Annotated in this window: 18 protein-coding genes; 10 read left to right on the top strand and 8 right to left on the bottom strand. The window is 63.6% G+C overall.

The genetic code is table 11. The annotated features are described in order from the left end of the window. Positions 1 to 113 precede the first annotated feature (113 nt). Positions 114 to 1,046, top strand: a complete 933-nt coding sequence (locus tag RW095_RS28795; RefSeq protein ID WP_317022156.1) for a TauD/TfdA dioxygenase family protein — start codon at positions 114 to 116, stop codon at positions 1,044 to 1,046. A gap of 26 nt (positions 1,047 to 1,072) precedes the next feature. Here RW095_RS28795 and kdgR read toward each other — a convergent pair whose 3' ends face one another. The 3 genes from kdgR to kduI all read right to left on the bottom strand — a co-directional run bounded on the left by kdgR (position 1,073) and on the right by kduI (position 3,740). Then, positions 1,073 to 1,948, bottom strand: coding sequence for a DNA-binding transcriptional regulator KdgR (gene kdgR, locus RW095_RS28790; protein WP_317022155.1), 876 nt, complete (start codon positions 1,946 to 1,948; stop codon positions 1,073 to 1,075). 85 nt (positions 1,949 to 2,033) lie between these two features. Then, positions 2,034 to 2,834: a 2-dehydro-3-deoxy-D-gluconate 5-dehydrogenase KduD gene (gene kduD, locus RW095_RS28785; protein WP_317022154.1), complete on the bottom strand. Its 801-nt coding sequence runs from the start codon at positions 2,832 to 2,834 to the stop codon at positions 2,034 to 2,036. 69 nt (positions 2,835 to 2,903) lie between these two features. After that, positions 2,904 to 3,740, bottom strand: coding sequence for a 5-dehydro-4-deoxy-D-glucuronate isomerase (gene kduI / locus RW095_RS28780; RefSeq protein ID WP_317022153.1), 837 nt, complete (start codon positions 3,738 to 3,740; stop codon positions 2,904 to 2,906). A gap of 315 nt (positions 3,741 to 4,055) precedes the next feature. On the opposite strand from kduI, the gene kdgT reads away from it, so the two are divergent. Next, entirely contained in the window at positions 4,056 to 5,072 is a 1,017-nt protein-coding gene (kdgT, locus tag RW095_RS28775; protein WP_317022152.1) for a 2-keto-3-deoxygluconate transporter, read from the top strand. 44 nt (positions 5,073 to 5,116) lie between these two features. On the opposite strand, the gene RW095_RS28770 is transcribed toward kdgT, so the two are convergent. Then, positions 5,117 to 5,695: a GNAT family N-acetyltransferase gene (locus tag RW095_RS28770; RefSeq protein WP_317022151.1), complete on the bottom strand. Its 579-nt coding sequence runs from the start codon at positions 5,693 to 5,695 to the stop codon at positions 5,117 to 5,119. A 108-nt stretch (positions 5,696 to 5,803) separates the two neighbouring features. Next, positions 5,804 to 7,249: an NAD-dependent succinate-semialdehyde dehydrogenase gene (locus RW095_RS28765; RefSeq protein WP_317022150.1), complete on the bottom strand. Its 1,446-nt coding sequence runs from the start codon at positions 7,247 to 7,249 to the stop codon at positions 5,804 to 5,806. Positions 7,250 to 7,573: 324 nt separating this feature from the next. On the opposite strand from RW095_RS28765, the gene RW095_RS28760 reads away from it, so the two are divergent. From RW095_RS28760 to RW095_RS28740, 5 genes are all read left to right on the top strand, one after another. Continuing rightward, positions 7,574 to 7,777 (top strand): cold-shock protein, encoded by a 204-nt coding sequence (locus RW095_RS28760; protein WP_006052818.1) that lies wholly within the window; start codon positions 7,574 to 7,576, stop codon positions 7,775 to 7,777. Between the two features lie 37 nt (positions 7,778 to 7,814). After that, positions 7,815 to 8,252 (top strand): hypothetical protein, encoded by a 438-nt coding sequence (locus RW095_RS28755; protein WP_317022149.1) that lies wholly within the window; start codon positions 7,815 to 7,817, stop codon positions 8,250 to 8,252. Between the two features lie 231 nt (positions 8,253 to 8,483). Next, the gene (hpnJ, locus tag RW095_RS28750) at positions 8,484 to 9,905 is read left to right on the top strand and encodes a hopanoid biosynthesis associated radical SAM protein HpnJ (RefSeq protein WP_317022148.1); all 1,422 of its coding nucleotides are present in this window, start codon (positions 8,484 to 8,486) and stop codon (positions 9,903 to 9,905) included. After that, positions 9,902 to 11,068: a bacteriohopanetetrol glucosamine biosynthesis glycosyltransferase HpnI gene (gene hpnI, locus RW095_RS28745; RefSeq protein WP_317022147.1), complete on the top strand. Its 1,167-nt coding sequence runs from the start codon at positions 9,902 to 9,904 to the stop codon at positions 11,066 to 11,068. Before hpnJ ends, hpnI (RW095_RS28745) begins: the two co-directional genes overlap by 4 nt. A 143-nt stretch (positions 11,069 to 11,211) precedes the next feature. Further along, complete coding sequence (locus RW095_RS28740) at positions 11,212 to 12,309, top strand: flippase-like domain-containing protein (protein WP_317022146.1); 1,098 nt, start codon at positions 11,212 to 11,214, stop codon at positions 12,307 to 12,309. On the opposite strand, the gene RW095_RS28735 is transcribed toward RW095_RS28740, so the two are convergent. Further along, positions 12,306 to 13,778, bottom strand: coding sequence for an ATP-binding protein (locus tag RW095_RS28735; protein WP_317022145.1), 1,473 nt, complete (start codon positions 13,776 to 13,778; stop codon positions 12,306 to 12,308). The genes RW095_RS28740 and RW095_RS28735 overlap by 4 nt on opposite strands. Beyond that, positions 13,778 to 14,437, bottom strand: coding sequence for a response regulator (locus tag RW095_RS28730; protein ID WP_317022144.1), 660 nt, complete (start codon positions 14,435 to 14,437; stop codon positions 13,778 to 13,780). The genes RW095_RS28735 and RW095_RS28730 overlap by 1 nt, the downstream gene beginning before the upstream one ends. 394 nt (positions 14,438 to 14,831) lie before the next feature. Between RW095_RS28730 and RW095_RS28725 the strand changes: the two genes are divergently transcribed. Genes RW095_RS28725 through hpnK form a run of 3 tightly spaced genes read left to right on the top strand, consistent with a single transcriptional unit; the run spans position 14,832 to position 17,487 of the window. Then, positions 14,832 to 15,182, top strand: coding sequence for a hypothetical protein (locus RW095_RS28725; protein ID WP_128592529.1), 351 nt, complete (start codon positions 14,832 to 14,834; stop codon positions 15,180 to 15,182). Between the two features lie 12 nt (positions 15,183 to 15,194). Beyond that, positions 15,195 to 16,568, top strand: a complete 1,374-nt coding sequence (hpnI, locus tag RW095_RS28720) for a bacteriohopanetetrol glucosamine biosynthesis glycosyltransferase HpnI (protein WP_317015498.1) — start codon at positions 15,195 to 15,197, stop codon at positions 16,566 to 16,568. Further along, positions 16,558 to 17,487, top strand: coding sequence for a hopanoid biosynthesis-associated protein HpnK (gene hpnK / locus RW095_RS28715; RefSeq protein ID WP_317015499.1), 930 nt, complete (start codon positions 16,558 to 16,560; stop codon positions 17,485 to 17,487). The genes hpnI (RW095_RS28720) and hpnK overlap by 11 nt, the downstream gene beginning before the upstream one ends. A gap of 19 nt (positions 17,488 to 17,506) precedes the next feature. Here hpnK and RW095_RS28710 read toward each other — a convergent pair whose 3' ends face one another. After that, entirely contained in the window at positions 17,507 to 18,430 is a 924-nt protein-coding gene (locus tag RW095_RS28710; RefSeq protein ID WP_128595168.1) for a LysR family transcriptional regulator, read from the bottom strand. Positions 18,431 to 18,690 lie beyond the last annotated feature (260 nt).

Genomic DNA, 18,690 nt, shown 5'->3' with positions numbered 1-18,690 from the left:
GCGGGAACCTGATAACGATATAGAAAGCGCTTCTAACAAGTGTCCACGGCGTGACAGATTTGCGCGGGCGCGTCTGTCGATAATGACCGTTCGCCAACCAGGGAGCTCCCAGCATGTCGAATCTCAGTCTCGCGACGTCCAACGTACTGGACATTCACCCCGTCAGCGGGCGTATCGGCGCGGAAATTCGCGGTGTGCGTCTGTCGGATCAGCTTGAACCGGGCGCTCTGGAAGCGATTCGCGCCGCGCTCGTGCGTCACAAGGTGATCTTTTTCCGCGGCCAGACGCATTTGACCGATGCGGCGCAGGAGGGCTTCGCGCGGTTGCTCGGCGAGCCGGTTGCGCATCCGACCGTGCCCGTCGTCGACGGTACCGACTATCTGCTTGAACTCGATTCCGACCGCGGCGGCCGCGCGAACTCGTGGCATACGGACGTGACCTTCGTGGACGCCTACCCGCAAGCATCGATTCTGCGCGCCGTGACGATTCCGCCTGTGGGCGGCGACACCGTGTGGGCGAACACCGCGAGCGCGTACGACGATCTGCCGCCGCCGCTCAAGGCGCTCGCGGAGCAACTATGGGCCGTGCACAGCAACGATTACGACTATGCGAACCACGCGAACGTCGGCGAGCGCGGACGCGACGTCGAAGCACACAAGCGCCATCGCGAAGCGTTCGTATCGACGCGCTATGAAACCGAGCATCCGGTAGTGCGCGTGCATCCGGAGTCAGGCGAAAAGACGCTGATTCTCGGGCACTTCGTGAAGAGTTTCGTGGGCGTGACGCCGAGCGCGTCCGCGCATCTTTTCGAACTGCTGCAGTCTTATGTGACGCGCCCAGAGAATATCGTGCGTTGGCGCTGGCAGGCAGGCGATGTCGCGATCTGGGACAATCGCGCGACCCAGCACTACGCGGTCAACGACTACGGCAACGAACACCGCGTGGTGCGGCGCGTGACGCTCAAGGGCGATGTGCCGGTAAGCGTGGACGGCCGCAGGAGCTTCACGCGCACCGTCGAACCGAATCCTGCAGCAAAGGCGGCATAAAGCGCGCGCGCCGCACAGGCATCCGCTTAGCCGGGCTGGGCGGCCGCGTGCTCAGGGGCGGCCGCCTCGCGATAGCCAAGCCGTGTCGAAATCGCGAGGCCCGATTGCTTCAGCAGCGCGACGTAATGAGACTTGGTGTCGGCGCCGCAGCGCATCGTCGGAAACGAAACAGACAGTCCCGCGATCACGCGGCCGAAACGGTCGAAGACCGGCACTGCGAGACACTGCAAACCTTCTTCCTGTTCCTCGTTGTCCTCGCCGTAGCCTTGCTCGCGAACGCGCGGCAGAATGCTCAGCACGGCCTCCGCCGACGACAGCGTCTTTTGTGTCGACTTACGGAATTCGACGTGAGAGAGCACCTCGCGCGCGTCGGCCGGGTCCATCCACGCGAGCAGCACTTTGCCGATCGCCGTGCTATGCAACGGATTGCGCCGGCCGATGCGCGACTGCATGCGCAGTCCGTAGTCGGCGTCGATCTTGTGGATGTAGATGATCGCGTCTTCGTCGAATGCACCCAGGTGCACCGCCTCGCGAGTCACCGCGCCGATGCGGCGCATTTCCACATCGGCTTCGCGCACCAGATCCACGCTTTCGAGCGCCTTCGCGCCCAGTTCGAACAGCCGGATGGTCAGGCGATAGCGCTCGGTCTCGACTTCCTGCGTGACGTAGCCGAGTGCCTTCAGCGTTTGAACCACGCGGTGCACGGTGGTCTTCGACATGCCGAGACGTTGCGACAACTCGCTGATGCCGATCTGTCCGCTGTCGCCGATCGCGCCGAGAAGAGCGAACACGCGGCCAATGGACGAAGCCGATTCGCCTTTGTCGTTGCCGCACTCGACGCTCTGCGCGTCGTGCGCGAGGGCTGCGGGGTCGTCCTTGCGCTGTTTGCCGGTTGCTGCCATTTCCGTAATTCCCTGATCGAACTCTTTTCTGTACCGCGTGTTGACGAACGCCCGGAGCATACCGTCTCTCGCGCTTTCTGCCGAGTCAGCGCGCGAGCCATCCGCCGTCTACTGCCAGTGTATGCCCGTGCACGTAGTCCGACGCGGACGATGCGAGGAACACCGCCGGTCCCGCAAGATCGTCCGGCGCGCCCCAGCGGCCGGCCGGGATGCGGCTCAGGATTTCATCGTTGCGCTGCGCGTCTTCGCGCAACGCGGCCGTGTTCGCCGTCGCCATATAGCCCGGCGCGATTGCGTTCACGTTGATACGCTGCGCGGCCCATTCGTTCGCAAGAAGCCGCGTGAGGCCGAGCACGCCGCTTTTCGACGCCGTGTACGACGCGACGCGTATGCCGCCCTGGAACGACAGCATCGACGCGATGTTGATGATCTTGCCGCCGCTTTGCTGTTTGACGAACTGCCGGGCGGCGGCCTGCGCGAGAAAGAAGAGGCTCTTCAGATTGAGGTCCATGACCGCGTCCCAATCGTCCTCGGTGAAACCGAGCGCGTTCTCGCGGCGGATCACGCCCGCGTTGTTGACGAGCACGTCGAGGCGTCCGAACGCTTCGACCGCGGCGCGCACGATGTCGTCGACCGGCGCGGTGGACGAAAGGTCGGCGCGCACGTCCGCGAATCGCCGCCCGGAGGCTTCGACACGCGCCGGCGTATCTCCCGCATCGGCCCGCGATACGCCGACGATATCGCAGCCCGCCTCTGCAAGCGCGAGCGCCATGCCGGCGCCAAGGCCCGTGTTGCTGCCGGTGACGATGGCCACCTTGCCGCTAAGGTCGAAGGGATTTGTCGTGGAGCGGTTTATCGCCGGGATGTTCACAATGTCAGAGCCCATGTCGTGTGTTGCGTGTGTTGCATAGCGAAGGTGCCGGTCGCGAATGCGGCCGATACACGCGAAGGACACTCAACGCAGATCGCGCACGGCGATGTGGTCCATGTCGCTGAACACCTGGTTCTCGCCGACCATGCCCCAGATGAACGTGTACGCCTGCGTGCCGACGCCCGAGTGAATCGACCAGCTCGGCGAGATCACGGCCTGTTCGTTATGCACGACGATGTGCCGCGTCTCGTTCGGCTCGCCCATCATGTGGAAGACGGCGGCGTCGTCGGCGACATTGAAATAGAAATACACCTCCATGCGCCGCTCGTGCGTATGGCAAGGCATCGTATTCCACAAACTGCCGGGTTCGAGCTTGGTCATGCCCATCGAAAGCTGGCAGGTGGGCAGCACCTCGGGCACGATGAACTTGTAGATCGTGCGGCGGTTGCTCGTGGCTGCGTCGCCGAGCGTTTGCGGCGACGCCTCGCCGAGCGAGATCGTGCGGGTCGGGTGCGTCTCGTGGGCGGGCGCGCAGTTCAGGTAGAACCTGGCCGGCCGCGACGCGTCGCTGCTGCCGAATGCAACCGACTGCGCGCCGCGGCCCACGTAGATCGCCTCTTCGTTGCGCACTGTGTAACGCGTGCCGTCCACGTCGACCCAGCCATCGCCGCCAATGTTGATCGCGCCCAGCTCGCGCCGCTCCAGCAGATAGTTGACGCCGATCGACTGGCCGAGCGAACCGGGCACTTCGACGGCGCGCGCGACCGGCCACGCGCCGCCCACGATGATCCGGTCGATGTGGCTATAGGTGAGCCGCAGCGCGTCGCGTTCGAACACCTGGTCCACCAGGAACTCCTTGCGCAATCCGGCGGTATCCAGCGTCTTTGCGTATTCGCTGTTGACGGCCTGCCTCACTTGCATGCTCGCTTGCACGATCTGTCTCCGATGATTGGGTCGACCTGGCGCATCGCTGCGCCGGCGAAGTGTGTGGCATCGACTGTAGCGCGTTATTCGCGATTTCGGAACAGTGGTCCGGAATATTTCGCGGCACGCCAGTGCGCCAGCAAAACGGCCCATAAAAATGCCGGGTAAACGATTACCCTTGCGCCGCAAATATTCGGAACGACGTTCCTTTCGTGGTGCTATATTGCGCCGAAAGGGAGCAGCCGGCGCGAGACCGGTTCTTATCCAGCCGGATTCACCCGATCACTGGACGCGAAGTCCACGGAGGAGACAATGAAGCTCAAGAAGGCCATCGACCGCATTCCTGGCGGGCTGATGCTGGTGCCGCTGCTGCTCGGCGCCTGTGTTCATACATTTGCGCCGGGCGCGGGCAAATACTTCGGGTCGTTCACCAACGGACTGATCGCCGGCACCGTGCCGATTCTCGCGGTCTGGTTCTTCTGCATGGGTGCGACGATCGACCTGCGGGCCACCGGCACCGTGCTGCGCAAGTCCGGCACGCTGCTCGTCACGAAAATGGTGGTCGCGTGGATCGCGACAATCGTGGCGTCGCATTTCATTCCGATCGACGGAATCAAGGGCGGGCTCTTCGCCGGGCTCTCCGTGCTGGCGATCACCACGTCGATGGACATGACCAACGGCGGTCTCTACGCGGCGGTGATGCAGCAGTACGGCACGAAAGAGGAAGCGGGCGCGTTCGTGCTGATGTCGGTCGAGTCGGGGCCGCTCGTGAGCATGATCATTCTGGGCGCGACGGGCGTTGCTTTCTTCGAGCCGCGGCTTTTCGTCGGCGCCGTGCTGCCATTCCTGATCGGCTTCGCACTCGGCAACATCGACAGCGACCTGCGCGAGTTCTTCGGCCGTTGCGTGCATCCGCTGATTCCGTTTTTCGGCTTTGCGCTCGGCAACGGCATCGACCTCAACGTGATCGCGAGGAGCGGCATGGCGGGCGTGTTGCTGGGTCTCGCGGTGATCGTCGTGACGGGCATTCCGCTGATTCTCGCGGACCGCTGGATCGCGGGCGGCAATGGCGCGGCGGGACTCGCGGCGTCGTCGACGGCGGGCGCGGCGGTGGCGAACCCGGCGATCATCGGCGAGATGATTCCGAGTTTCAAGCCGCTCGTGCCGGCCGCGACCGCAATGGTTGCAACCGCGTGCCTCGTCACCGCGATTCTTGTGCCGATGCTGACCGCGCTATGGGTGCGCAGGCATCACGCGCGCGATACGCTGCGCGAGGAGTTGCTGGTGCCGACCGCACCGCCGCTGAAGGAAAGCGACGTGCATGTGTGAGGCTCGCTGGCAAGCGCCAGGCAAAGCACGCCGGGGCCCGAGCTTCAACGCGGCCCCAGCCTGGTTTGCAGCATGGCCTTCACCTGCGCCCATTCGTCGTCGACGATGCTAAAGCGCACCGAATTGCGCTTACGGCCGTCCGGCATGATGCGTTCATGGCGGACCACGCCTTCCTGCTTCGCGCCGATGCGCAGAATCGCGGCTCGCGATTTGTCGTTGAGCTCGTCGGTCGTGAATTGCACGCGCACGCATTGCATCGCTTCGAATGCATGGCGCAGCAGCAGATATTTCGCCTCTGTATTGGCCGCCGAGCGTTGAGCCGATGCACGTAGCCACGTGTGGCCGATTTCGAGCTTGCGATTCACGCGGTCGATTTTCCAGAACCGCGTGCTGCCGATCACCGTGCCGGTATCGCGGCGCACGATCACGAACGGCATCACCGTTCCCGCATCGCGTCCCGCCAACGCGGTGTCGATATAGCCGCCGACCGTGTCGGGCCCGGGCACGACAGTCAGCTTGAGATTCCACAACTGGCCGTCTGCGGCTGCTTCGAGCAGCGCTTGGACGTGGCCGCGTTCAAGCGGCCTCAGTTCGACCGTCTCTCCGGTCAGCGTGGGTTGCATGTGCTCACGGAACGCTGTTGTCGATGGCAATAAAAAAGTCCGCGAGCTTGAACTCGCGGACCCGGTGCAGTTAGCAACGATCAGCCGTTGCTTGCCCGACCAGACGCCTTAGGACGACATCACCGTCACGGACTTCGTGACCAGATACGCTTCCATTGCTTCCGGCCCGCCTTCCGAACCGTAGCCCGAATCCTTCACGCCGCCAAACGGCATTTCCGGAGTGGGCGTGGCGGGCTGGTTGATCCACAGCATGCCGACTTCGAGCTGCTGCGACAGCAGATGCACGTTGCTGAACGACTTCGTGAACGCGTAACCGGCGAGGCCGAACGGCAGACGGTTAGCTTCCGCGATCGCTTCTTCGAGTTTGTCGAAACCGCGGATTGCCGCAATCGGGCCGAACGGCTCGTTGTTGAACACGTCGGCTTCGAGCGACACGTTGGTCAGGACCGTCGGCGCAAAGAAGTTGCCTTCCGAGCCGACGCGCTCGCCACCTGTCTCGATCTTCGCACCGGTCTTGCGCGCGTCGTCGAGCACCTTGCTCATGGCCGTCAGACGGCGTGCGTTGGCGAGCGGCCCGAGGGTCGTGCCTTCCGCGAGACCGTCGCCGAGCTTGAGGCTTTCGGCGTGCTTGACGAGCGCCGCGGCGAACTCTTCGCGAATGCTGTTGTGCACCAGAAAGCGCGTGGGCGAAATGCAGACCTGGCCCGCATTGCGGAACTTCGCACCGCCCGCTGCCTTGACGGCGAGCGCCACATCGGCGTCTTCAGCGACGATTACCGGCGCGTGACCGCCCAGTTCCATCGTGGCGCGCTTCATGTGCGCGCCGGCCAGCGCGGCCAGTTGCTTGCCGACCGGCGTGGAGCCGGTGAACGTGACTTTGCGGATGACCGGATGCGGAATCAGGTAGCTCGAGATTTCGGCCGGATCGCCGAACACGAGACCCACCGTGCCGGCCGGCACGCCTGCTTCGACGAAAGCCTGCAGCAGGCCCGCCGGCGACGCAGGGGTTTCCTCCGGGGCCTTCACGAGGAACGAACAGCCGCTTGCGAGCGCCGCGCTCAGCTTGCGCACGATCTGGTTGACCGGGAAGTTCCACGGCGTGAAGGCGGCGACCGGACCGATCGGCTCCTTCAATACGAGTTGCTGCGCGGCGAGATTGCGCGACGGCACGACGCGGCCATAGAGGCGGCGGCCTTCGTCGGCGAACCACTCGATGATGTCCGCCGCGGCCAGCACTTCAATTTTCGCTTCGGCGAACGGCTTGCCCTGTTCCTGCGTCATCAGACGGCCAATGTCCGACGCGCGCTCGCGCACGAGCGCGGCTGCCTTGCGCATGACCGCGGCGCGCTCGTGAGCCGGCACCTTGCGCCATGCTTCGAAGCCGCGTTGAGCCGCTTCCAGCGCGCGGTCGAGATCGGCGATGCCGGCGTGGGCCACCTTGCCGATGACCTGGCCGGTGGCGGGGTTGACGACGTCGATGGTCTTGCCGCTCGCGGCATCGCACCACTCGCCGTTAATGAGAAGTCGGGTATCGGTATAGCTCGAAATTGCCATGCTGGTTCCTGTAAATGGGAAAACGACAGGCTGCGCGGCGTTCGGATAATGAGCCGAACCCGCGCTGCCGAGAATGGACTGCCGATACGAACATCTTATCTGATTGTGCCCAAATGCACCGGCGGCCGCTGCGTTCGCGCGGGCGAGGCACGCGTCTTGCTCAAATGTTTTGGGGACCGTGGGCCTTTACTTGCCTGAGCAGGCTTGGAGGCGCGTGAAGCAACCGCAGTCGCTGCGACGCCGCGCAAACAGGCGTACAGTCGAGCGGCAGTCCCCGCCCGAGAATTGCCAGTTTAGTCAACCAGATGCACATGAGGAATCGACATGCCTACCGGTACAGTGAAGTGGTTCAACGACGCGAAGGGCTTCGGCTTCATCACACCCGACGACGGAGGTGAAGACCTGTTCGCCCATTTCTCCGAGATTCGCTCGGAGGGTTTCAAGTCGTTGCAGGAAAACCAGAAGGTCAGCTTCGAAGTGAAGCAGGGGCCCAAGGGCAAGCAGGCAGCGGATATCAAGCCCATCTAGGGGCAAGCGAGACGCTAGCGAAGCGGCGGCGGCCGGCATGCGCGCCCGGCGCATGGCCGGCACGTCGATCGCCGCGGCGCGCAGGCGAGGTTCGTGTGAACAGGCAATCCGCTTACAGGAAATCGACGCTAACGGCGGCGAAGCGTATGCGAAGTTCTTCGCTGCGCAAAATCCCGAGGCACCGCTCACGCCGTTCTGTCATCGCTATCTGTTTGAAAAGGATCAGGCGCGCGCCAACGACGAGCGCGGCTTCGCCATGAAGTCGCTCGCGCAGATGGAGTCCACGTCGCATGGGGCGCAGGTGGCGGCGAGCGCGTCGCGCGATGCGGCCAATGCCGCGCATACCTCCGCAACCGCCGCGCGGCGATCTGCATTCTGGACGATGATCGCGGCCATCGCGTCGGCCCTCGGCGTCGCCGTGAACGCCGCACTCAATCTCGGGTGGCTCGATTGGGCACGACACCTTGCGCGTTGATCCGGTTGTTGTTCCGGATAGCTTCGCAGGTGATTGGTAAACATGCCGAAATCTCGTGGTAATGCGAGCGGGCGCAACGCCCGCTCGCGCCATTCTGCTTAAGGTTTCCTTCAGCTTTGCTCCGTAGCATCTGTGCGAATTCATGTCTTCGCTCGCCGCGTGGCGAGCGCCCCTCCGACAGTTGTTCGACAGAAAACAGAAAGCGCCTGTTCAAGGCTTGCTGGAGCATCCATGAAAACTCTGTTCTTACAGGCGCCGTCGTATGACGGCTTCGATGGTGGCGCCGGTTCGCGTTATCAGGCGAGGCGTGAAGTCCGCTCGTTCTGGTATCCGACGTGGCTTGCGCAACCGGCCGCACTCGTTCCCGGCAGTCGTGTTCTCGACGCACCCGCCGATGGTTTGTCGGTCGATGCGACGCTCGATCTCGCGCAGCAATACGATCTCGTGATCATTCACACCAGCACGCCGTCTTTCCCGACCGATGCGCTTTTCGCGGAAGATCTGAAAAAGCGCAAGCCGTCGCTGCTGGTCGGCATGGTGGGCGCGAAGGTCGCCGTCGACCCGCACAACTCGCTGACGGCGAGCGAGGCGATCGACTTCGTCTGCCGCGAGGAATTCGACTTCACCTGCGCCGATGTCGCCGCGGGCAAACCGTTCACACAGATTCCCGGCCTCAGCTATCGCGCACCGGACGGCTCGATCGAGCACAACGCGGCGCGCCCGATCCTCGAAAACATGGACGAGCTGCCGTTCGTCGCACCGGTCTACAAACGCGATCTGAAGATCGACAACTACTTCATCGGCTATCTGAAGCACCCGTATGTGTCGATCTACACGGGACGCGGCTGCCGCTCGAAGTGCACGTTCTGCCTGTGGCCGCAGACAGTGGGCGGGCATCGCTATCGCACGCGTTCGGTCGAGAACGTGCTGGAAGAAGTGAAGTGGATTCGCGACAACATGCCCGAAGTCAAGGAGATCATGTTCGACGACGACACCTTCACCGACTTCAAGCCGCGCGTCGAGGACATCGCCCGTGGTCTCGGCAAACTCGGCGTGACATGGTCGTGCAATGCGAAAGCGAACGTGCCGTACGCTACGCTCAAGATCATGAAGGAAAACGGCCTTCGGCTGCTGCTTGTCGGCTACGAATCCGGTGACGACCAGATCCTTCTGAACATCAAGAAGGGTTTGCGCACCGACATCGCGCGGCGCTTTAGCGACGACTGCCGCAAGCTCGGCATCAAGATTCACGGCACGTTCATTCTGGGTTTGCCCGGCGAGACCCAGGAGACCATTCAGAAGACGATCGAATACGCGAAGCAGATCAATCCGCACACAATCCAGGTGTCGCTTGCCGCGCCGTATCCAGGCACGCGGCTCTATGAGCAGGCGGTTGAGAACGGCTGGCTTGAACAGAACAAGGTGATCAACCTCGTCAGCAAAGAAGGCGTTCAGCTCGCGGCTATCGGCTATCCGCATCTGTCGCGCGAAGAGATTTATCACCAGCTCGAAAACTTCTACAAGCGCTTCTATTTCCGTCCCTCGAAAATCTGGGAAATCGTGCGCGAAATGCTGACCAGTTGGGACATGATGAAACGGCGCTTGCGGGAAGGCGTCGAGTTCTTCCGCTTCCTGCGCGCACACGAGGCGTGAACGGCGCCCATTGGTTCGCCGTCGCCACCGCGTATGCATGCGCCGCGTGCGCCGTGTCCGGCGTCGGCTATACGCTCGTGGCGAGCGTGCTGATCGGGCGGTTCTTCGCACGTGCAGTGGCCGAGCCCGGCAGCTTTCCGGCTGTAACGGTCGTGAAGCCGCTGCACGGCAGCGAAGGCGCGCTGCTGCGCAATCTGTCGAGTTTCTGCGAGCAGAACTATGCCGGCGCCGTGCAGTACGTGTTCGGCGTACACGACCCGGCGGACCCGGCATTGCAAACCGTCGATGAATTGCGGCGCCTGTATCCACAGGCGGACATCACGGTGATTGCCGACAACGGGCTGTACGGCCCGAATCGCAAGATCAGCAACATCATCAATATGCTGCCGCACGCGCGGCACGACGTGCTGGTGTTTGCCGATAGCGATGTCGGCGTGGGGCCCGACTATCTGCGCCACATCGTCGGCGAACTGGAGCAGCCCGGCGTTGGACTCGTGACGTGCCCATATCGCGGCGAGCCCGATCCCGGCTTCTGGCCGGGCCTGTCGGCAGCCGCGACTCACTATCAGTTTTTGCCGGGGGTCGTCACCGGTATCGCGCTCGGTCTCGCGCGGCCATGCTTTGGACAGACGATTGCAATGCGGCGCGCCACGCTCGACAAGATTGGCGGCCTGATGCCGTTCGTGCGTCATCTCGCGGAAGATCACGCCATTGGCGAAGCGGTACGCGCAATCGGCGAGAAAGTGGCGATTCCGCCGTTCACCATTTCGCATGCTTGCGTGGAGGCCAGCGCGGCGCAACTCGTCTCGCACGAGCTGCGCTGGAGCCGGACGATCCGCAGCGTCGATCCGCTCGGCCATCTCGGCTCCGCGTTGATGCATCCGCTGGCGTTCGCATTGCTCGCCGTGGTGTTCTCGGGCGGCGCGTCATGGGGTTGGGCGATTGCGGCGCTCGCCCTGTTTGCGCGCTTCGCATTGAAGCTTTGCGCCGATCGCGCGTTGCGGCAGGCGCATGGCGGGCTATGGCTGCTGCCGATTTGGGATATCGTGTTGTTTGCGATTTTCGTGGCGAGCTTCGGCTCTTCGCGCGTGATCTGGCGCGGGTTCAGCTTCGAGGTGGACGGCGACGGCCTGCTGTCGGCCGCGCGGGACGAGTCGCGATGAGGCGCGATGAGCTGCGATTTGGCGCGAACAGATGGCGGACGAAGGGAGGTTAGGGCAGCAATGACGCGCAGGTCTTCTGAATCGAACGATGAGCGGCAAGCCTCCTGCACGAGGCGTGCGACCCGTGCGCACGAGGTATCCGCATGATGAAGCATCTCGGCCGCGTCGCCGCGCTCGCGGGCCTCATCGCGTCGCTGTGGCTCGTCTGGCAGGACAACCCAGGTGCAGTGCTCGGCGCGTTGCGCGCGGCTGGCGCGGGTCTCGTGCTCGCGGCGCTCGCGCATGTGCTGCCGATGCTCGCCAATGCGTGCGACTGGCGTTCGCTGATTCGTGGCGCGAACCGGCCGCACGTTCCGAACATGCTGCACCTCGTGTGGGTGCGCGAATCCGTCAATAGCATGCTGCCGGTCGCGCGCATCGGTGGAGAGGTGGTGTCGTTTCGCATGCTCAGGCGTTGGGGCGTGAGATCGTCGACGGCGGTGGCGAGCATCATCGTCGACATGCAGTTGACCGTGATCAGCCAGTTGCTCTTCACGATGGTCGGCATCGGCTTTCTGTTCGCGCATGCCCATTCCGACACGCTGCGGCTCGCCGGGCAACTCGCGTGGGGTGTGGTCGTGCTGACGCCGCTGCTCGTGTTGTTCGCGCTCGTGCAGCACGCCAGTCCGTTCGAGCGCATGACGCGCGCGCTCAATCACATGACGAGCGGCAAGCTCACGGCGCTCGTGGGGCAGTCGGCGCAGATCGATCGGGCCATCAAGCTGATCTGGCGACGCCGCGGCGTCGTGCTGCGCTATCTGTTTTTCTGGCAGCCGCTGCAGTGCTTTTTGACCTCGCTCGAAATCTGGCTTGCGCTGTATTTTCTCGGTGCGCGAGTGACGCTTGTGGAAGCCGTGGTGATCGAGTCGTTGATCCAGGCAATCAGCAGCGCAGCTTTCTTCGTGCCGGGCGGCCTCGGCGTGCAGGAGGGCGGCTTCATACTGATCGGCGGTGCGCTGGGCCTCGATCCGTCGACCTGTCTGGCGCTTGCGGGCGCACGGCGGATTCGCGATCTGCTGATATTCGTGCCGGGGCTGCTCGCATGGCAGTTTGCGGAGACGTCGAAGCGCGCACGCGTGCAAAATCCGACGCTGCTTGCGAGCCGCGCCGGGCATCCCCGTGTGCACGGCGAAGCGGCTCGCGGCCCGCGGCAGGCACCCCTCGCTGAAGGCAGCGTCGCGGGCGAAACGAACCGCCGCTAGGCTGCAGGCTTCAATCGTTCGGCGGCCGCCGTCGTATAAGCGGGAAACGATACGTCGACGGCGAGCCCCCGGCCGTCGAGGCCAGTGCCGAATCGCACGGTGGCACCGAAGTGATGCGCGATGCGCGCGACGATAGACAGGCCGAGGCCGCTGCCGGTCGCCTGGTTGCCGGTCGCGCGAAAGAAGCGGTTCGTGAGACGGGCCAGATCCTCAGGCGCGACGCCGGGGCCGTCGTCGCGCACGCTCACCAGAATGCGCTCTTTGAGCGGCTCTCCCAGGTGCTCTCCAAGCGGAGTTAGAACCTGCTCTTTCTCACGCCGCACCGCGATCTCGATGGTGCCGCCGTCGCTCCCGTATTTGATCGCGTTATCCAGCAGATTGTCGAAGAGAATGCCGATCAGCACGGGCTCTGCATCGATCTCCGCGCGCATGTCGCAGTTCAGTGTCACGCGGATATTTTTCTGCTGCGCATTGCCCGCGTTGGCCAGCAATGCGTTCTTCGCGACGGAGCCAGGCGCGAGCGGCGCCGTTGCCAGTTTCTCCTGCATGTCCAGACGCGCGAGCAACAGCAATTGCTCGGCGAGCCGCGCGCTGCGATCCACGCCTTGCACGACGCGCTCCATGGCGAGCCGCTGACGCGCGGGGTCGGGTTCGGCCAGCGCGACTTGCGCCTGAACCTTGATCGCGGCGAGCGGCGTTTTAAGCTCATGCGCGGCGTCGGCAGTGAATGCGCGTTCCCGTTCTAGCGAATGCAACAGGCGCGAGAGCAGCAGATTGATCGCGTCGACGAGCGGCCGCACCTCGATCGGCGCATGGCCGATATCGACAGGCTCCAGACGATTGATGTCTCGCGAACGGATCGCACCGGAGAGCGTGCGCAGCGGCGCGAGACTCCAGCCGATGCTCGACCACACGAGCAGCGCCAGCACCGGCAGCGCGATCAATGCAGGGCGCGCAATGCGGCTCGCGACGCCGCTCACGAGATCGCTGCGGGTGTTGGCCTGTTCGAATACGCGTACCGTGTGCCCGAGCGGCGTATCCCGCAGCGTAAACGAGTGGTACGTCTGGCCACCGAGCACGAGGTCCTGCACGCCGGTGACGGGCGGCACCGGCAAATCCCATGCATTGAGCGCGCGCAAGGGCGGGCTGCCCGCAATCACGTCGCCATTGCGCGTGCGCACCTGGAAGAGTGCGTCGCGCGGCAGCGAATCATCGTCGTCCGTGTCATTCGCACTTGTTTGTCCGCCGCGTTCTTCCTCGCGCACGTCGATGTGTGCATTGGCGAGCGTGACGAGATTGGACTGGTCTAGCAACGCGAGCATCTGCGCGATTTCCGCGAGCCGAGCTTCTTCCCACTCCGCCACTTCGCGCGTGGCCTGGCGATAGCTGGACGCAAGAGCGATCGCCCAGACGAGCGCGATGCTGGCGAGCACGAGCAGCATGAGCCGCCGGCGAATGGATGCGCTCATCACGGTTTCTCCACCACGTAGCCGATATTGCGCACGGTTCGTATGAGCTTCGCGCCGAGCTTCTTGCGCAGGTTCGACACGTGCACCTCGATCGCATTGCTTTCAATCTCCTCCTGCCACCCATACAGGCTTTCTTCGAGACGCGAGCGCGATTGCGGAATGCCCTGATTGGTCAGCAACTGGATCAGGATCGCCCATTCGCGCGACGTGAGCGACACGCGTTTGCCGGCCACTTCGACTGTTTGCGAAGCCGGATTCACCGTGAGCTCACGATAGCGGATCAGCTCGACACTGCGGCCTTGCGCGCGTCGCAGCAACGCGCGGCAACGGGCGATGAGTTCGGTGAGGTCGAAAGGCTTGCCGAGATAATCGTCCGCGCCTGCTTCGAGACCGCCCACGCGGTCCACCACCGTGCCACGCGCGGTCAGCACGAGCACCGGCACGTCATTGCCGGCCTCACGCAGCCGTTTGAGCAGGTCCATGCCCGACACACGGGGCAGGCCGAGGTCGAGCACGACGAGCGCATAGCTGGTGGTGTCGAGCGCGAGGCTGGCTTTGTGGCCGTCGCGCGCCCAGTCGACAGTGAAACTTGCTTGACGCAAACCTGCTTCGATCCCGCAGCCGATCAGATCGTCGTCTTCAACGAGGAGTACACGCATGGGGCATAAATTCCGTAGATGTTTTTATCGTGTGGCGGCACGCATCGAATGAACGCAGCGGCTGCAACTCCGAGCGTCAGCCATGCGGTTCGCTAGCTGCGTTATACCGCGTTTTGCTTAAGGTTCCCTTCAGCTTGAATCGATACTATCGCTCATCAACGGCTTACTGTTGTATTGGCGATAGGGATTCGCTAAATGAACTTGCGACAGAGCACGCGGCATCGCCTTTTGTTGTCGGCGTACCGAAATGAAATCGTAAGTACATCGACGGATTCACGGCAGGCGCGTGGCCGTAGTGACCGTCTTTCTTCTTGCTGACGAATGCGTCGAAGCGCGGGCGCTGGCTGCCTACGGGAAGCCGCACGATGCGTTCATCAGGCCACGAAACGAAGCCATGAAGCCAGTCACAGTCGATATGCTGCGAGCCCATCTCATGGTGGCCTCGCTCACAGCTCTCGCGGCCGACGTGCTCGCCTGTGTGACGGTAGCGGCGCTGCCAGGCGCGCAGCATCTGTTTGTCTCCGCGGCTTTCCGGCTCGCCGCGCTCGCCATGGTAGTGGGCGGTGTGATCGTCGCGCGCCAGGTGGCGCAGGCCGCATTCCACCTTGCCGTTGAAGACCGCTACGCGAACGCTGCTGGACTCTACGCCAGGCCAGTCGCCGTCGCGTCCGATTGCCCGCGGCTTTGGCTCGTCATCTTGCATCTTCGCCTCACTGGCACACCGTTCGTCTTGCGCGGACACTGACGGAATCCGCCAATGGTTGCGCACGCATTCACAGTAGGCGAATGGATTCTGCTCGCCGGTTGCATCGCGGCGTCGCTGTATGCGCTGGTCGCGGCGGTGGCGATGCCGTTCTCCACCGTTCGTGGCCGCGCCGCGTTTGGCCACGACGGTCTTTCGCCAGCCGCTCCCGCAGTCGATCCGGCAAGCCTCGTGCACGGTGCGGAGCTCGGCGCACCTGCTTCACGTCGGGCTTATCCGTTCCCCCATGCGGGCGTGAGTGTTCTCAAGCCGCTGTGTGGCGCCGAGCCGCGCCTCTATGAGAACCTGCAAACTTTTTGCGAGCAGCGTCACACGAATTTCCAGCTTGTTCTTGGCGTATGTTCTCCTGACGATCCCGCGATTGCCGTCGCGCGTCGTTTGCAAGCTGCGTATCCGTTGCTCGATATCGAACTTGCGATCGACACGCGGGTTCACGGCAGCAACCTGAAAGTCAGCAATCTGATGAATATGGCCGAGCGCGCGCGTCACGACGTGATCGTGATTGCCGATAGCGATATCGCCGTGCGGGCCGATTATCTGGAGAGCGTGGCAGCGCCCCTCGCTGACCCGCGCATCGGCGTTCTCACCTGTCTTTATGCCGCGCAAGGCGTGGGCGGCTTCTGGCCGCGCGTGGGCGCGCTATTCGTCAACGAATGGTTTGCGCCCTCGGTACGCGTCGCGCACATGGCGGGTTCGCGCCGCTTCGGTTTCGGCGCGACGCTCGCGTTGCGGCGTGAAACGCTCGAACGCATCGGCGGTTTCGAGGCCCTCAAGAACTGTCTTGCCGACGACTACTGGCTAGCCGAACATGCGCGCGCGCTAGGGTTGCAAACGGTGCTCTCGCGCGTGATGGTGGCCACCGATGTGACCGAACCCACCTTTGCGGAACTGTGGCAACGCGAGACCCGCTGGTTGCGCACGATACGTTCGGTGAATCCGCCCGGTTTCGCTTTTCTGTTCATCACATTTCCGACTCCGTGGCTCATTGCCGGTGCATGTCTGACGGGTGTGTTCGCTGCCGGCGCGAACGGTGGCGCGCCTGCCTGGGGCGCGCTCGTCGGCGCGGCCGGCACAATGGCGGGGCTTGCCGCGCGTTTGCTGCTGCATCTGCGTGCCGTGCGCCATAACGTTGCATTACGGTGCGCATTTCCCGGTGAAGCGGCGGCTTCGCTCGCGCGTGCGTTCTGGCGCGATCTTCCGCTTCTGCCGTTGCGCGATACGCTGCTGTTATTCCAATGGCTCGCTGCGGCTTTCGGTTCGCATGTCACCTGGCGGGGCGCACGCGTTCCGGTCGGAAGTTCGCGTTCGGCTGCAGGTGCGAGGCCACTGCGCTCGATGGACGTGATGGAGGCATCCGATGGCCGCTGAGGTGGATGTGGCAGAGTCTCACGCATTAAAGCCGCTCGCATCCAGGCCGCATGCGTCCAGGCCGCATGCATTCGAGCCGCGTCCGGTCGAGCCGTGCGCCGCGAGGCCCCGCGCGCTGATCATCACCGCCGACGACTTCGGCTTGCACCCCCGTGTGAATGTGGCCGTGGAGCAGGCGCATCGCCACGGCGTGCTCACGGCCGCGAGCCTGATGATCGGCGCGCCCGCCGCGACGGATGCAGTCGAGCGCGCGCACGCAATGCCGCACTTGCGCGTGGGCCTCCATCTAGTCCTCGCCGATGGCGACGCGGTATTGCCGCGCACCTGCATTGGGGCATTGCTGGACGAGCATGGACGCTTCGGCGACAACATGGTCCGCGACGGCGTGCGGTTCTTTTTTCTGCCGCATGTACGCGAGCAGCTTGCGCGCGAAATTCGCGCGCAGTTCCAGGCGTTTGCAAAGACCGGACTCGCGCTCGATCACGTGAACACGCACAAGCATTTTCATCTGCATCCGACGGTGCTTGGCTTGATCCTTGAGATTGGCCGCGAATTCGGCATGAAGGCGATGCGTTTGCCGTTCGAGTGGAATGCGCCGCTGTGGCTGAGACCGTGGATCGCGCTGGTCAAAGCGCGGCTCGACCGCGCAGGCATTTTTCACAACGACTATGTCGTCGGCATCGCCGGCAGCGGCCGCATGGATGAGGCCGCGTGGCTCGCGGCGCTCGCTTCGCTCAGAGGCGGGGTCGCGGAAATCTACTGCCATCCTGCCATTGCAGGCGAGCGCCCATTGACCGACGGCATGCGCGATTACCGCCACGCCGACGAGCTCCAAGCGCTGCTTTCGCCGGACGTCGCTCGCGCGATTCGAGCCCTCGGCGCAAACCTCGGCGGCTTCGCCGATGTGGCCAACGGTTAGCGGTTCGCGCCCAGCGTTGCTACTCGATCGAGGCCTCTATCTCCGACGCGCTCGACACCTTGCGCAACTCGTCGGCGATCACCGACACGAGCGCATCCGCTGCCGCGTTCAAGGGGCGCCGCGGATGCGTTACGCACACAATGTGCCGCACGATGCGCGGCGCCAGGATCGGATACGCGCGCAGGGTGCCCTGATGCACCGCGCGCTGCACCGCGATGCGCGGCAGGATAGTCGCAAAGCGTGTGCTCTCCACGAGCTTCACGATCGTGCTCAATACGTCGATTTCGAAGCGCGGTGCGAGCAGCACGTCCTCGTGCTGGGCGGCCGTATCCAGCACGCCGCGCAGGCCGTGGCGCTTCGTCGGCAATACTAGTTCGAGTTCGGGAAGCTGTGCGAGTTCGATCGCGTGAGGCAACTCGGGGCCGTTCGCCGCGCTTGTCACGAGCACCATTTCCTCATCGAGCAACGGCTGCGCGTCGAGCGAGAGACGCGCGCGCGGTTTGTTGATGAGCGCCGCGTCGAGCTGGCCGCCCGCCACCCAGTCGATGAACGTTGCGCTGTACCCGTCTGCCACCGTCACATCGACATGCGGATAGCGCGCGTGAAAGCGCGACAACGCATCGGCGAGCACGCTTTCCGTCACCGACGCGATCAGCCCGATCGACACATGCCCGGTCACCACTTCGTCGCGCTGCACGAGTTGCTGACGTGCGTGCGCGAGGTCGCGCATGATCGGCAGAAAGAGGCGATACATCAGCCGCCCGGCCGCGGTCGGCGCCATGCCGTGGGCGTTGCGCTCGAATAGTTGCTGATGCAGTTCGTCTTCGAGTTTGCCGATCTGCATGCTGAGCGCGGGCTGCACGATATTCAGCCGTTTAGCGGCGCGGGTGACGGACCCGTCCTCGAACAGCGCGATGAAGTACTGGATTTGCCGGAGGTCCATGTTGGTATGAATAAAGCATCAGCAAACATAATGAGCGGGGCGCGGCTTATCAGAACACACGCTGCGGACCGAGGGGTACGTCATCGACAGTGATGACCGGACTCGTGCATGTACCGTTACATGCGGATGCTGAATTGATAACCCGCCTACAAACGGCTGTCATTGGTGCTAACACTCATATCATCGGGAATGATTCAAAGCATCAATATTCCATATTAGAAGTTATACGCCAATCTCGTTACGCTTCATCATCAACTGGC

The sequence above is a fragment of the Paraburkholderia kirstenboschensis genome (assembly GCF_032806925.1).
Taxonomy (GTDB): Bacteria; Pseudomonadota; Gammaproteobacteria; order Burkholderiales; family Burkholderiaceae; genus Paraburkholderia; species Paraburkholderia kirstenboschensis.
Note: the sequence above shows the minus strand (reverse complement) of the source record. Positions and strands in the feature narration are given on the sequence as shown.